The 14,143-nt window shown below is 67.6% G+C and carries 10 protein-coding genes; all 10 read left to right on the top strand.

Going from position 1 to position 14,143, the window contains the following annotated elements; translation table 11 throughout:
- Positions 1–29: 29 nt before the first annotated feature.
- Positions 30–1,946 (top strand): penicillin-binding protein activator, encoded by a 1,917-nt coding sequence (locus ABD024_RS03445; RefSeq protein WP_343849715.1) that lies wholly within the window; start codon positions 30–32, stop codon positions 1,944–1,946.
- Positions 1,946–2,302: a YraN family protein gene (locus ABD024_RS03440; RefSeq protein WP_343849713.1), complete on the top strand. Its 357-nt coding sequence runs from the start codon at positions 1,946–1,948 to the stop codon at positions 2,300–2,302. The genes ABD024_RS03445 and ABD024_RS03440 overlap by 1 nt, the downstream gene beginning before the upstream one ends.
- Positions 2,303–2,360: 58 nt before the next feature.
- Positions 2,361–3,734 carry an FAD-binding oxidoreductase gene (locus tag ABD024_RS03435; RefSeq protein WP_343849711.1) on the top strand — a complete coding sequence of 458 codons (1,374 nt, stop codon included), beginning with the start codon at positions 2,361–2,363 and terminating at the stop codon, positions 3,732–3,734.
- Positions 3,735–3,763: 29 nt separating this feature from the next.
- Positions 3,764–4,366: a uracil-DNA glycosylase family protein gene (locus tag ABD024_RS03430; protein ID WP_343849709.1), complete on the top strand. Its 603-nt coding sequence runs from the start codon at positions 3,764–3,766 to the stop codon at positions 4,364–4,366.
- 121 nt (positions 4,367–4,487) lie between these two features.
- Positions 4,488–5,759 (top strand): nucleoside permease, encoded by a 1,272-nt coding sequence (locus tag ABD024_RS03425; protein ID WP_343849707.1) that lies wholly within the window; start codon positions 4,488–4,490, stop codon positions 5,757–5,759.
- A 99-nt stretch (positions 5,760–5,858) separates the two neighbouring features.
- Positions 5,859–7,979 (top strand): TonB-dependent receptor, encoded by a 2,121-nt coding sequence (locus tag ABD024_RS03420; protein WP_343849705.1) that lies wholly within the window; start codon positions 5,859–5,861, stop codon positions 7,977–7,979.
- On the top strand, positions 7,980–9,092 hold the full coding sequence (locus ABD024_RS03415; protein ID WP_343849703.1) for a PepSY-associated TM helix domain-containing protein: 1,113 nt from the start codon (positions 7,980–7,982) through the stop codon (positions 9,090–9,092).
- Positions 9,093–9,493: 401 nt separating this feature from the next.
- A complete protein-coding gene (locus ABD024_RS03410; protein ID WP_343849701.1) occupies positions 9,494–12,040 on the top strand; it encodes a TonB-dependent receptor in 2,547 nt (848 codons plus the stop codon).
- Positions 12,041–12,096: 56 nt separating this feature from the next.
- On the top strand, positions 12,097–13,083 hold the full coding sequence (gene dusB / locus ABD024_RS03405) for a tRNA dihydrouridine synthase DusB (RefSeq protein WP_343849699.1): 987 nt from the start codon (positions 12,097–12,099) through the stop codon (positions 13,081–13,083).
- A gap of 101 nt (positions 13,084–13,184) precedes the next feature.
- Positions 13,185–14,015: a class I SAM-dependent methyltransferase gene (locus tag ABD024_RS03400; protein ID WP_343849697.1), complete on the top strand. Its 831-nt coding sequence runs from the start codon at positions 13,185–13,187 to the stop codon at positions 14,013–14,015.
- Positions 14,016–14,143 lie beyond the last annotated feature (128 nt).

Raw genomic sequence — 14,143 nt, 5'->3', positions numbered from 1 at the left:
TGACGACCATGACGAACAAGGGATTTCCCATGCGCTTCATGCGCCTCTCGCGCGCCGCCGCGATCGGACTGCTGTTTTCATTGGCGCTGACTGCCTGCGTGCCGGCGAACGCACCGCGCTCGCCGGCCGAACTCGCCGCTGCGCAAAGCGCCGAAGCGCTGTCCCGGCAAGGCCAGTTCGACCAGGCCGCCCAGGCATGGCTGGCGCTGGCCACGCAATCGCGTGGCCACGCCGACAGCTACCGCCTGCTCGCCGCCGAGGCATGGCGGGAGGAAGGTCAGCTCGAGCGCGCCGCCCCGGTGCTGGAGAGCATCAAGCGCCAGCGCCTGAGCGGGGACGAGCCGCTCAGGTTCGACCTGTTGCTGGCCGAGCTGGCGCTCGACCGGCACGATGCCGCCACCGCGCTGCGGCTCACCACGCAACCGAACGTCGTGGCGCCGCCCGCACTGCAACTACGCCTGCTGGAATGGCGCGCCCGCGCCATGGCCGCCAGCGGCGACCGCTGGGGCGCTGCACGCACCCGCGTGCAGATGGACGGCCAATTGAGCGGTTTCGACCATACCCAGAATCGCCAGCAGATCCTCGCTCTACTCAACCAGGTCGGCGTCGAGTCGCTCAAGCAGCGCGCCGCCGCGATGCAGCGCGGCGACCGCATGCTGCCATGGGTGAACGAGGCGCTGAGCCAGCTCGGCGTCGCCGTGGCGCAACCGCCGCCGGACTTGCAGCAGCCGGTCGGCACCCTGCTGCCCGGCGCCGGCGCGAACGTGCGCGAAGGCTACAAAGTGCCTACCCAGGTCGCCCTGCTGCTGCCCAACGACGGCAATTACGGCGCGGCAAGCACGGCGATCCGCGAAGGTTTTTTTGCGGCCTATCTCGACGCCGGGCGCAACCATGCGCCGCGTCCGTCGGTGCGCGTCTACGACAGCCAGGGCACCGCCGACGGTGCGGTCAAGGCGTACCAACAGGCGGTCAGCGACGGCGCCCGGCTGGTGGTCGGTCCGCTGACCCGCGGCGAAGTCGCCGCGGTGTTCAGCCAGGCGCAACTGCCGGTGCCGGTGCTGGCACTGAACCACCCCGACGACAAGCAGTTGCCGGCGGCCGATGCCAGCGAATTCGGCCTGCTGCCGGAAACCGAAGGCGCCCAGGTCGCCGACCACATGGTCGAGCGCGGCCTGCGCCAGGTCTACGTGCTGGTCTCCACCGACGACTTCGCGCAGCGCGCAGCGGGTGCCTTCAAGGCCGAGCTGGCGGCGCGCGGCGGGCAGATCGCCGGCACGATCACCCTGCCGCCGGGCGTCACCAGCTACGCCGGCATCATCGCCGGACTGAAGCTTCCCGCCACACCCACCGCTTCCGCACCCGCCACCAGCGGCACCACCGCCCCGGCCGAAAGCGGCGTCGTGAACGATGCCGGCATCTTCATCAGCATGCGTCCGGCGCAGGCGCGCGTGCTGCTGCCGCAGTTGCGTATCGCACAGGTGAACCTGCCGGTGTTCGCCACCTCGCACGTCTATGAAGGCAGCGACGACGTCGCCGCGAATCGCGACCTGGACGGCGTGGAATTCTGCGACGCGCCGTGGTTGTTCGACGCCCAGCCGGGCCTGCCGAATCACGACGGGATTGCCGCGCGCCTGCCGGCCGCCCGCGGCGGTGCCGCACGACTGTTCGCGTTCGGCATGGATGCGTGGAACCTGGTGCCCTATCTGGAATGGTTGCGCGCACACCCGGGCAGCTACGTGCCTGGCGCCAGCGGCCAGCTCGCCGCCGACCAGTTCGGCCGGGTGCGTCGCGTGCTGATCTGGGCGCAGTTCCAGAACGGCCTGGCGCGCCCGCTGGGCGGCAGCCTGCAGATGGACGACGTACCGTCGAACGCCCCTCCCGCCACGGCCGAGCCGTCGCCGGTTGGCTCCTTATCGAACGGCGCTTTCCAGCCTGCGGTGGACTGATGCGTGCCGCCGGCGACGGCTTCGAGCAGCGCGCCTGCGACGAACTCGAACGCGCCGGCCTGGCGCTGCTGGCGCGCAACTACACCACCCGCCATGGCGAGCTGGATCTGGTGATGCGCGATGGCGACACTGTGGTGTTCGTCGAAGTGCGTTACCGCCGCAGCGCCAGCCATGGCGACGCCGCCACTTCGGTCACCGCGGCCAAGCAGGCGAAACTGATCCTCGCCGCGCAGCATTGGCTGGCTGCCCATCCGCAACACGCGCGACGCAGTTGCCGCTTCGACGTGGTCAGCTACGACGGCCCGCCCGATGCCATTCGGCGCGAATGGCTGCGTAGCGCATTCGAAGCCGGCTGATCCGGCCCGACTGATCTGGCGCAGAAAAATTTTCCCGCGAGTGGATTACGCTTTGCCGATGCCCCTGCCCGCCGAACTGCTCGTCCGCCTGCGCGAGATCTTCCCCGTCGACGCACTCGCCACCGATGAAGTCGAACGACGCGCGTTCGCACGCGACAACTCACGCCACCAGCAGTTGCCTGAGGCAGTGGTGTTTCCCACCGCGCATGAACAAGTGGAGGCGCTGGTGCGCGCCTGCCGCGAGCACAAGGTGCCGATCACCGCGCGCGGCGGTGGCACCAGTTCCACCGGCGCCTCGGTGCCGGCGGCCGGCGGCGTGGTGGCGTGCTTCGCGCGGATGAACCGCATCCTGCGTATCGCGCCGGACGACCGCCTCGCGGTAGTCGAACCCGGTGTGACCAACGAGATGCTGCAACAGGCGCTGGCGCCGCACGGCTTCTTCTGGGCGCCCGATCCGGGCTCGGCGCCGTGGTGCGCGGTGGGCGGCAACCTCGCCTGCAACGCCGGCGGGCCGCGCGCGGTGAAATACGGCGCCACGCGCGACAACGTGCTCGGCCTGCGCGCCGTGGCGGGCACCGGCACGGGCTTCCGCGCCGGCACGCACACCACCAAGGATTCGACCGGATACGACCTCACCCGCCTGCTGATCGGCTCGGAAGGCACGCTGGCGCTGATCACCGAAGCCACCCTCAAACTCACGCCCCGGCCCGGCGCGGTGCGCACGTTGCGCGCGAGCTATGTCGACACGGGCACCGCGGCGCAGGCGGTGGCGCGGATCATGGCCCAAACGGTGACGCCCTCGGCGCTCGAGTTCATGGACGCGCTGGCGCTGAAGCTGGCGCGCGACTTCCACCCCGAAGCCGGCGTGCCCGAGGCCGGCGCGCTGCTGATGATCGAGGTGGACGGCGAGCCGGGAACGCTGGATGTCACCGCTGCCGCCGTGATGCGCGCGGCACGCGGCGCCGGCCTGGTCGAACTCGCGGTGGCGACGGACGCGGCGGAAACCGCCGCGCTGTGGGCGGCGCGCAAGGCGCTCTCGCTGGCGCAGCGCGCAGTGACGCAACACAAGATCAACGAGGACGTGGTGGTGCCGGTGAGCCGCCTGCCGGCACTGGTGGACGGCGTACGCATGCTGTCCGAAAGGCACGCCGTGCCCATCGTCAGCTTCGGCCATGCCGGCAACGGCAACCTGCACGTGAACCTGCTGCCACGCGACGTGGACGAGATCGAGCGCGCTTACGCCGCGCTGCCAGAACTGTTCGCGCTGGTGATCGCGCTCGACGGCACGCTGTCGGGCGAGCACGGCATCGGCCTGGTCAAGCGCGAGTACCTGCCGCTGGCCCTTGGTGAGGAAGCCCTCGTTTTGATGCGCGCAGTGAAGGTCGCGTTCGATCCGGATGGCATCCTCAACCCCGGGAAGCTGCTGCCTTGATGGACGGAAATCGGAAATCGGGGGACATCATGACCAAGGGTGACCGAGTGGATGAACTGCTCGGCGAGATCCGCGCGTGCCGGATCTGCGCGGCGCATCTGCCGCTGGGCCCGCGACCGGTGCTGCAGGCATCGGCGACGTCGCGGCTGCTGATCGTCAGCCAGGCGCCGGGGCGCAAGGTGCACGAGACCGGCATTCCGTTCAACGATCCCAGCGGCGACCGGCTGCGCGACTGGCTGGGGATCGACAAGGCCATGTTCTACGACGCCAGCCGCGTGGCGATCGTGCCGATGGGTTTCTGCTTCCCCGGCACCGGCAAGGGCGGCGACCTGCCGCCGCGGCCCGAATGCGCGCCGACCTGGCACCCGCGCCTGCTGCCGCTGCTGAAGCAAGTGCAACTGACTCTGGTGATCGGCCAGTACGCGCAGGCCGGCTTGCTCGGCGTGGCGCGCGGCACCCGCCTCACCGACACCGTGCAGGCGTGGCGCGACCATCTGGCCCACGATCGCCTGCCGCTGCCGCATCCCAGCCCGCGCAACCGGCTATGGCTGGTGCGCAATCCGTGGTTCGAAACGGAACTGCTGCCGGTACTGCGCGAACGCGTGGCCGCGGCACTGCGCGCAGCGGACTGAGCGCACGCCGCAGCGCGCCTTGCCGGCCGCCCGCGGATTCATCTACCCTGCCCGGGCTTCATGGCCACGGGGCAGTTCCCTCGGCCTCTCCTGGGGAACCCGACATGCTGGATACTGGCCGATGAGCATCAAGCTCCGCCTTGTGGCGATGAATTTTCTGCAGTTTTTCGTGTGGGGCGCGTGGCTGATCACTATTGGCGCGTACTGGTTCCAGTACCGGCACTGGTCCGGGGCGCAGTTCGGCGCGATCTTCTCGACCATGGGCATCGCCTCGCTGTTCATGCCCTCGCTGATGGGCGTGATCGCGGACAAGTGGCTCAACGCGGAGAAGCTTTACGGCCTGCTGCACATCGGCGGCGCGATCGTGCTGTTCATCGTGCCTTCGATCGACAACCCGAACACGCTGTTCTGGGTGATGCTGCTCAACATGATGTGCTACATGCCGACGATCTCGCTGGCGATCACGGTGGCCTACAACGCACTGAAGACCGACGGCGCGGACGTGGTACTGGTATTCCCGCCGATCCGCGTGTGGGGCACGATCGGCTTCATCGCCGCGATGTGGACGGTGAGCCTGCTGCACCTGGAAACCTCGGGCGGCCAGTTCTACGTGGCTTCCGGTGCAGCGCTGCTGCTCGGCCTGTATGCGTTCACTCTGCCGAAGTGCCCGCCGCGCCTGCGCGGCCAGGCGCACACCTCGTGGCTGGATACGCTGGGGCTGACCTCGTTCGCGTTGCTCAAGAACAGCAAGATGGCGATCTTCTTCATCTTCGCGATGCTGCTGGGCGCGGCGCTGCAGCTGACCAACGCCTACGGCGACACCTTCCTGCACGACTTCGCCAACGTCGACGCGTACAAGGGCATGCTCGCCGTGCGCTACCCGGCGATCATCATGTCGATCTCGCAGGTTTCCGAAACGCTGTTCATCCTGGCCATCCCGTTCTTCTTCAAGCGCTTCGGCATCAAGACGGTGATGCTGATCAGCATGATCGCGTGGGTCTTGCGCTTCGGCCTGTTCGCCTACGGCGACCCGGGCCCGGGCCTGTGGATGATCGTGATGTCGTGCATCGTCTACGGCATGGCGTTCGACTTCTTCAACATCTCCGGCTCGCTGTTCGTCGAGGAGCAGAGCGACCCGGCGATCCGCGCCAGCGCGCAGGGCCTGTTCATGCTGATGACGAACGGCATCGGCGCGATTCTGGGCAGCTCGATCAGCGGCGTAATCATCGACCTCTGGTTCACTCGCGCCGACGGCAGCAAGGACTGGCACGACATCTGGACCACCTTCGCGCTGTACTCGCTGGTGGTGGCGGTACTGTTCGCGATCTTCTTCAAACACAAGCACGTGCGTGGTGATGCCGCGCTGCCGGCGGGCGATTCGCTGCACGGCTGAGACCGGCATCGCGCCCCGCCGGGTCGGCCCGATCCGGTGGGGTGATTGTTATTGCGAATCATTTTCATTTAACATGCGCCTCCTCAACTGGAGGCCCTCATGTCGTTCCCCGCTCGCCCGCTCGCCCTTGCCATTGTGTTCGCCTTCACCGGCCTCGCCCATGCCGCCGACCAGAAGGATGCCGTCGAGCTCAGGCGCATCGAAGTCTCCGAAAGCACGCTGCGCATGCCGCAGAGCCAGGGCGCGCTGCCGACCACGATCACGGTGATCACCAGCGAGGACCTGCGCCAGCAGCTGGCGATCACGCCGGACCTCTCCGACGCCATCGGCAACCTGTTGCCTTCGTTCGCCCCCTCGACGCAGAAGCTCAGCTCGCGCGGGCAGACCCTGCGCGGACGCAACCCGCTGTACATGATCGACGGCGTGCCGCAATCGAGCCCGCTGCGCAACGGTTCGCGCGATGCCTACACGATCGACCCGGCGATGATCGAGCGCATCGAGATCGTCGAGGGCTCCAACTCGATGCAGGGCCTCGGCGCCGCCGGCGGCATCATCAACATCATCACCAAGCAGGCGCCGAAACAGGACGGCGTGCGCCAGGAAGTCACCGTCAACACCAGCGCACCGACCCGCGGCGCGAATGGCCTGGGCTACGGCGCGGCGTACCTGTTGGGCTTGCGCAGCGGCGCGTTCGACCTGGTCGCCGGTGCGTCGTGGCGCAAGCGCGGCATGTACTCCGACGCGAAGGGGCGGCTGATCGGCGTCGACGGTACCCAGGGCGACCTGATGGATTCGCGCAGCACGGATGGCTTCGCCAAGCTCGGCTACAACTTCGCCGGCGCGCGCCGGCTGCAGCTGACGGTCAACCGTTTCGACCTGCAAGGCAACGGCGACTACACCGCCGTGCCGGGCGACATGGCAAGCAACCTGCCGACCACCTCGATCCGCGGCAAGCAGCCCGGCGACGCGCCGCGCAATCGCGTACTGACCAGCAGCCTCGACTACCGCGACCCGACGCTGGCCGGCGGCGAACTGCGCGCGCAGCTCTATCACCAGAAGAACCGCGAACTGTTCGGCGGCGGCCGCTTCGCCACCTTCCAGGATCCGGCCTACGGTCCGAACGTGTTCGACCAGTCGCAGAACGTGTCGACCAAGGACGGCGCGCGGCTGTCATGGGCCAGGCGCGGCCTGCTAGACGACAAGCTCACCCTGCTCGCCGGTGCCGACGGCTATCGCGACACCACCTTCCAGGAACTGACCCACACCGGCCGCCACTGGGTGCCGGACAGCACCTACACCGGCTGGGCGCCGTTCCTGCAGGCCGAGTACTGGCCGCTCGAGTCGCTGTCGCTGTCCGGCGGCCTGCGCCACGAGCACGGCACGCTGGACGTGCCCACCTTCCAGACGCTGGCAGCCTACAACGGCGTCACCGTGCAAGGCGGCTCCACTAGTTTCAGCAAGACGCTGCCGAACATCGGCGCGGTCTGGTACCTCACCGCCCAGCTCAACCTGTTCGCCAGCTACGCCGAGGGCTACACCCTGCCCGACGTGGGCCGCGTGCTGCGCGCGATCAACAAGCCGGGCCAGAACGTGGCCAGCTTCCTCGACCTGAAGCCGGTGGTTTCGGACAACCGCGAAGTAGGCGCCGAGTACGCCGGCGACCGCATGGGCGCGCGGGTGAGCTACTACGTCTCGCGCTCGCGGCTCGGCTCGGTGCTGGTGTTCGATGCGCCGAACCAGGTCTACAACGTGATGCGCCAGCGCACCGCGATCAGCGGCTGGGAAGCGCGCGCGAACTGGCAGCCGCTCGACGGCACCCGCCTCGACGCCTCCTTCGCGATCAACCGCGGCCGCTCGGACCGCAACGGCGACGGCCAAGTCGACTCCGACCTCGACGGCGCCAACATCGCGCCGAACCGGCTCAACCTGTCGTGGACGCAGCGCTGGAACGACGCGCTGTCGAGCTACCTGCAGCTGAGCCACGCCTACAGCCGCGACTTCGCCACGCTGGGCCGGCGCAGCGCGCACTTCGACGGCTACAGCACCGCCGACGCCTACCTGAAGTGGCACACCGGCAGCGCCGGCGACTGGACGCTGGGCGTGCAGAACCTCGCCAACAAGCAATACATCAACTACGTCTCGCAGACCGTCGGCGACAACGATTCGTACTTCGCCGGCCGCGGCCGCGTGCTGTCGCTGACCTGGCAGCAGGCCTTCTGAGTGTCCGCCTCCGCGACCATCATCGACGCATCCGCGCGCCATGCCGGCGCCGTGCGGTACTGGCTGAAGCGCCTGCACCGGTGGGTCGGCCTCAGCCTGGGGCTGGTCTATGCGCTGATCGCGCTCAGCGGCAGCGTGCTGGTACTGCAGGGCCCGCTGTTGCGCCTGCTGCATCCGTCACTTTCCGCGCATGCATTGCCCGACGCCACCGCGCGCGCGGCCGTGCTGACGCGCATCGCACACGAATGGCCGCCCCGAGGACTGCGCAGCGCCGATCTGCCGACCGCCGAACTGCCGGTATGGCAACTGTATTTTTCCGATGGCTCACGGCGCTATCTCGATCCGGCCAACGGCAATCTGCTGCTGACGCGCGCCATCGGCAGCGACCTGCTGCTGACCTTGCGCGACTGGCACACCCACCTGCTCGCCGAGAAAACCGGCGAGGCCGTGCTGGGCGTGCTCGGCTGGCTCACGCTGGGACTGCTGCTTTCCGGCGTGTGGCTGTGGTGGCCGGGCCGGCGGAATCTGCGCGGCAGTCTGCGCGTCCACACGCAGCCGCCGGCGCGGCGCTGGGTCAGCTGGCATCGCAGCATCGGCGTGCTCAGCCTGCCGTTGCTGCTGCTGGTGACCTTGACCGGCACCCTGATGGTCTACAGCGCGGGCACCCGGCACGTCTTGCAGACGCTGTTCGCGGACGCACCGGCCACACCAACGCCGGCCCGCATCGCGCCGCACCCGCAGACGATCGCCTGGACGGCAGTGCTCGACGCCGCGCAACACGCGCTGCCGGACGCCGAACTGCGCCGCATCGTGCTGCCCTCGGCCGCCGATGGCCGCGTGACGATCCGCGCACGGGCGCCGGGCGAATGGCATCCGGTCGGGCGCAGTCAGGTGTGGCTCGATCCTTACCAAGCCCGCGTGCTGGGCGCGGTCGACGCCACCGCCGAGGGTACCGGCGCGCGCCTCAGCAACGCGGTTTATCCGCTGCACGCCGGCAGCGTGGGCGGTTTGGCCGGAAAGTTGCTGGCGCTGCTGTGCGGGCTGCTGCCGCCATTCTTCCTGGTCACCGGATTCCTGTTCTGGCGCACGCGCCAACCGCGCAACCGGCAGTAAAGCGCAGGGCGCCTTCGATGCTTGCCGCTGCGCCTGGATCACGGCAACGCGACCGTGACCGCGTGTCGACGCCGAACCGGCAAACCATCGACGCGCACTTCCCATGATGGCCAAAGACAAGTCCCGAAATCCGCAGTCCATGAGAGCGGATAGCGCTAATCGTTTTTTCTTGCGATGCAAAAAACTTTATTTTTTCATTACGTTGCTTTCAATTTTGGCAATGGCTAGGATGCCTGTGTCACAAGAAATTACGTTTTGGAACACAAAGTTTTAACTTCGTCCGCAACGCCGTCACCACGGGTCAGGGGCGCGCATTCGGGGTCGGGAGCCAAAGAGCGGGCACGGTGCAACGCCGTAGGGGGCGTCACCGTGCACCAAGGTCCATCACGGGGGGAGCAACCATGAATATCCGCAATCATCGTCGGCAACGGCTGGCGTTCTCGATCATCGCCACGCTCGCCGCGGCCCAGCTGCCGCTGGCACACGCACAGGACACCGCGGCACCCGCCAGCAGCGGGCAGGAGGCCGACAAGCAGGTCACCACGCTCAGCCAGATCACGGTACGCGCGCAGAAACGCGAGGAACTGCTGCAGGACGTACCGATCACCATGGCGACCCTGCCCGAGCAGTTGCTGCAGGACACCGGCGTACGCGACATCAAGGATCTGCAGACCCTGGTTCCGACCCTGTTCGTTACCAGCACCACCTCGGAGACGCAGACCACCGCGCGCATCCGCGGCGTCGGTACCGTCGGCGACAACCCTGGCCTGGAATCCTCGGTGGGCATCGTGATCGACGGCGTGCCACGCGCGCGCAACGGCGTCGCATTCGGCGACCTCGGCGAACTGGAACAGGTGGAAGTGCTGAAGGGCCCGCAAGGCACCGTGTTCGGCAAAAACACCTCGGCCGGCCTGATCAACGTGATCACCAAACGGCCCAGCTTCAAGGAGGAAGGCAACCTCGAGTTCACCGCAGGCAATTACGGTGCCGTGGGCGTGGCCGGTTCGTATAACAACAAGCTGAGCGACTACGCCGCGTTCCGCATCTACGCCGCCGACCGCAAGCGCGACGGCTTCAACGACGTGAACACCGGCGTGGGACCGCGCACGCTCAAGAGCGACGGCGATCAGGACTTCCACTCGATACGCACGCAACTGCTGCTCACGCCGAGCAGCGACCTCGACATCAACATCATTGGCGACTACACCCAGCGCAACGAGAATTGCTGCGTCGGCGTCACCGTGGTGCGCGGCCCCACCGCGGCGATCGTCAACGCGCTGGCCGGCGGCAACGGTGTGATCCCGGCCGTGGACATCGACAAGCGGCTCGCCTACAACAACCGCGACACCACGCAGAAGATCACCGACAAGGGCCTGTCGACCGAGGTCAACTGGAACACCTCGTGGTTCGGCAACGCCACGCTCACCTCGATCACCGCGCTGCGCAAGTGGGACGCCATCGTCGGCACCGACCTCGACTTCAGCGGCGCCGACATCTGGTACCGCCCCTACGGCGCCGAAGACAACTCGGTGCGCTTCAAGACCTTCAGCCAGGAGCTGCGCCTGGCTGGCAACACGGACCGCGTCGACTGGATGGTCGGCCTGTACTACGACAACGAGAAGCTGCAACGCCACGATGCGGTCACGCTGGGCGCGGCGTATGAGCCTTATCTGTCCACCGCCTTGCTGAACGACATCGCCAAGTCGTTCCCGCCCGGCCTGGTCAATACCGCCGGGGCCGCGACGTTCCTGTCCCAGGCCAGCGGCAAGCCTTACGGCACCTCGTTTGTCGGCGCCGCATCGCGCGACCACTGGAACCAGGACGCGAAGAGCACGGCCGCGTTCGGCAACGCCACCTTCCACGCGACCGACAAGCTGGCCTTGACCCTGGGCCTGCGCTACACCCACGAGAACAAGTCGGTGGACTCGCACTACACCAACCCGAACGGCGGCCTGGGTTGCGCCGCCGGGCTGGGCAGCCCGGCCCGGGTCGGCGGGGCGCTGGCCGCCCGGGGCGTGCCGGCGCCGTACATCGCGGCGATCGTGCCCACGGTGATCGGTTACATGTGCCTGCCCTGGGCCAACCCGATGTTCAACGGCCGCACCACGACACAGGACTTCACCGCGAATGAATGGTCGGGCACGCTGAAGGCCGCGTATCGCTGGAGCGACGGCGTGATGACCTATGCCTCGGCTGCGCGTGGCTACAAGGCCGGCGGCTTCAATCTGGATCGGGTGCAATCGGGCAACGGGCGCAACGATGGCCCGCAGGGCATTGTCCCGGTCACCGACACCTCGTTCCCAGGCGAATTCGTGGACAGCTACGAGCTGGGCACCAAGACCAGCTGGCGGGACGGCAACCTGTTGTTGAACGCCGCGCTGTTCCATTCGAAGTACACCGATTTCCAGCTCAACAGCTTCCTCGGCACCAGTTACGTGGTGCGCTCGGTGCCCGAACTGACCACCAAGGGCGTGGACGCCGACATGCTGTGGCAGACCCGGATCCCGGGACTGTCGCTGCAGGGCGGTGCCACGTACACGGATGCGAAGTACGGCAACGATCTGCTGCCCGACCCCGCACTGGCGCACGTGCCGGGCAACACCGCGGGATTCGCGCCGAAATGGGCGCTCACCGGCGGAGTCACCTATCAGTGGAACTTCAACGACTACCTGATGGGACGCCTCAACGTGGGCGCCAAGCACATGACCGAGTACAACACCGGATCTGACTTGAACCCGACCAAGATGCAGCCCGCCTACACGCTGCTGAATGCCCGCCTGGTCGTCGGCGCCATCAGCAAGCGCTGGCAGGTCGAACTGTGGGGCAACAACCTGACGGACCGCACCTACAAGCAGGTGGGCTTCGATGCGCCGATCCAGCCCGGTTCGATCAATGCCTTCCTGGGCGCTCCCCGCACGTTCGGCCTGACCGTGCGCGGCGCGTTGTAGCCGTGCCCCCGGAAACCGCCGGCGCGGCGGTTTCCGGGATTCACTACAATGCGCGGATGCAAATCGGCCCTTACCGCATCGACCCGCCGCTGGTGCTCGCCCCGATGGCGGGCGTCACCGACAAGCCGTTCCGCCTGCTGTGCAAGCGGCTCGGCGCGGGCTTGGCCGTGTCCGAGATGACCAGCGCCGACCCGACCCTGTGGCACACCCGCAAGTCGCTCCGGCGGATGGACCACGCCGGCGAACCCGAACCGGTCAGCGTGCAGATCGCCGGCTACGACCCCGCGATGCTGGCCGAAGCGGCGCGCTTCAACGTCGCCAACGGCGCGCAGCTCATCGACATCAACATGGGTTGCCCGGCGAAGAAGGTGTGCAACGTGTGGTCGGGCTCGGCCCTGCTGCAGGACGAGCCGCTGGTGGCGCGCATCGTCAAGGCGGTGGTCGACGCGGTCGAGGTGCCGGTAACGCTGAAGATCCGCACCGGCTGGAATCGCGACAACCGCAACGCACTCAATATCGCCCGCATCGCTGAGGACAGCGGCATCGCCGCGCTGGCCGTGCACGGTCGCACCCGCGCCGACAAGTACGAAGGCGAGGCCGAGTACGCCACCATCGCCACGGTGAAGGCTGCCGTGCGTATCCCGGTGCTGGCCAACGGCGACGTCTGCACGCCGCAGCAGGCGGAGCATGTGCTCGCCGTCACCGGCGCCGATGCCGTGATGATCGGCCGCGGTGCCCAGGGCCGGCCGTGGATCTTCCGCGAAATCGCCCACTACCTCGCCACCGGTGAACTGCTGCCCGAACCGGAACCGGCCGAAGTCGCCGCGATCCTGCTCGGCCACCTCGAACAGCTCTACGCGTTCTACGGCGAAGCGGCCGGCGTGCGCATCGCGCGCAAGCACCTGGGCTGGTACGCCAAGGACCGGCCGGAGAACGCGGCGTTCCGCCAGGTGGTCAACCGTGCGGAAACCGCCGGCGAGCAGTTGCGCCTGACCCGCGACTATTTCGCCGCGCTGCAGGACGAGGCGCGCCTGGCGGCCTGAACGAACGTCCCGCGGGAAATCGTCGGGCGCACTCCCCGCTGCCATGACGGAGGAGTACCGTGGCAAGCAGCGGCGGCTCCTTCGGGTCTCCGGCCACGACGATGAACAGGACTGCCACAGGCGAATTCCCCTATATCCACGGATTTTCCGCGGAAGAGCAGTCCCGGCTGGTGCGGCAGGCCCGCATGTTCGAGACCAGCCTGTTCAATCACATCGACTACAGCGACGCGACCCGCCTGCTGGAAATCGGCTGCGGGGTCGGCGCACAGACCGAGATCCTGCTGCGACGGTTTCCGCAATTGCACGTCACCGGCATCGACCGCTCCGCCGCGCAACTGGCTGCCGCCGAACGCAAACTGGCCGAAACCACCTGGTGCGCGACGCGCTATACCCTGCAGCAGGCTGACGCCACGGACCTTCCCTTCGCCGAACGCAGTTTCGATGCCGCCTACCTGTGCTGGGTGCTGGAACACATGCCCAGCCCTTCGCGCGTACTCAGCGAGGTACGCCGCGTGCTCAGCCCCGGCGCCACCGTCTACGTCACCGAGGTGCTCAACTCCTCTTTCTTCCTCGACCCCTATTCACCGAACCTGCTTCGCTACTGGATGGCGTTCAACGATTACCAGTACGACACCGGCGGCGACCCGTTCATTGGCGCCAAGCTGGGCAACCTGCTGCTGGCCGGCGGCTACCGCGACGTGCGGACGGAAGTGAAGAGCATCCATCTGGACAATCGTCAGCCGGCGCGACGCAAGCGCATGATCGAATTCTGGGAAGAACTGCTTGTGTCGGCGGCCGAGCAGCTGGTGCTCGCCGGAAAGGTCGATGCCGCCACGGTCGAAGGCATGCGCATGGAGCTGCAGGCGGTCCGCAACGACCCCGATGCGGTGTTCTTCTTTGCGTTCGTGCAGGCCCGCGCCTCTCCATACTGAGCCATGGACGGGCCGTCCCCGCTCCCAGGTCACGCCCGGCCGAGGCCCAAGTCGCAGGCCGTAAAGCCGTTCAAACGACTGAACACCGGCCTAACCCCCTGGCCCCAGAATTCCCACGGGCTGCAAAA

This window comes from Rhodanobacter soli (assembly GCF_039523495.1).
Classification (GTDB): Bacteria; Pseudomonadota; Gammaproteobacteria; order Xanthomonadales; family Rhodanobacteraceae; genus Rhodanobacter; species Rhodanobacter soli.
The sequence above is the reverse complement of the archived record's forward strand: the minus strand, read 5'-3'. Positions and strand labels throughout refer to the sequence as shown.

Coding starts and splice junctions, on each gene's coding strand:
- ABD024_RS03445 (WP_343849715.1), top strand. CDS start 30: ATGCGCTTCATGCGCCTCTCGCGCGCCGCCGCGATCGGACTGCTGTTT.
- ABD024_RS03440 (WP_343849713.1), top strand. CDS start 1,946: ATGCGTGCCGCCGGCGACGGCTTCGAGCAGCGCGCCTGCGACGAACTC.
- ABD024_RS03435 (WP_343849711.1), top strand. CDS start 2,361: ATGCCCCTGCCCGCCGAACTGCTCGTCCGCCTGCGCGAGATCTTCCCC.
- ABD024_RS03430 (WP_343849709.1), top strand. CDS start 3,764: ATGACCAAGGGTGACCGAGTGGATGAACTGCTCGGCGAGATCCGCGCG.
- ABD024_RS03425 (WP_343849707.1), top strand. CDS start 4,488: ATGAGCATCAAGCTCCGCCTTGTGGCGATGAATTTTCTGCAGTTTTTC.
- ABD024_RS03420 (WP_343849705.1), top strand. CDS start 5,859: ATGTCGTTCCCCGCTCGCCCGCTCGCCCTTGCCATTGTGTTCGCCTTC.
- ABD024_RS03410 (WP_343849701.1), top strand. CDS start 9,494: ATGAATATCCGCAATCATCGTCGGCAACGGCTGGCGTTCTCGATCATC.
- dusB (WP_343849699.1), top strand. CDS start 12,097: ATGCAAATCGGCCCTTACCGCATCGACCCGCCGCTGGTGCTCGCCCCG.
- ABD024_RS03400 (WP_343849697.1), top strand. CDS start 13,185: ATGAACAGGACTGCCACAGGCGAATTCCCCTATATCCACGGATTTTCC.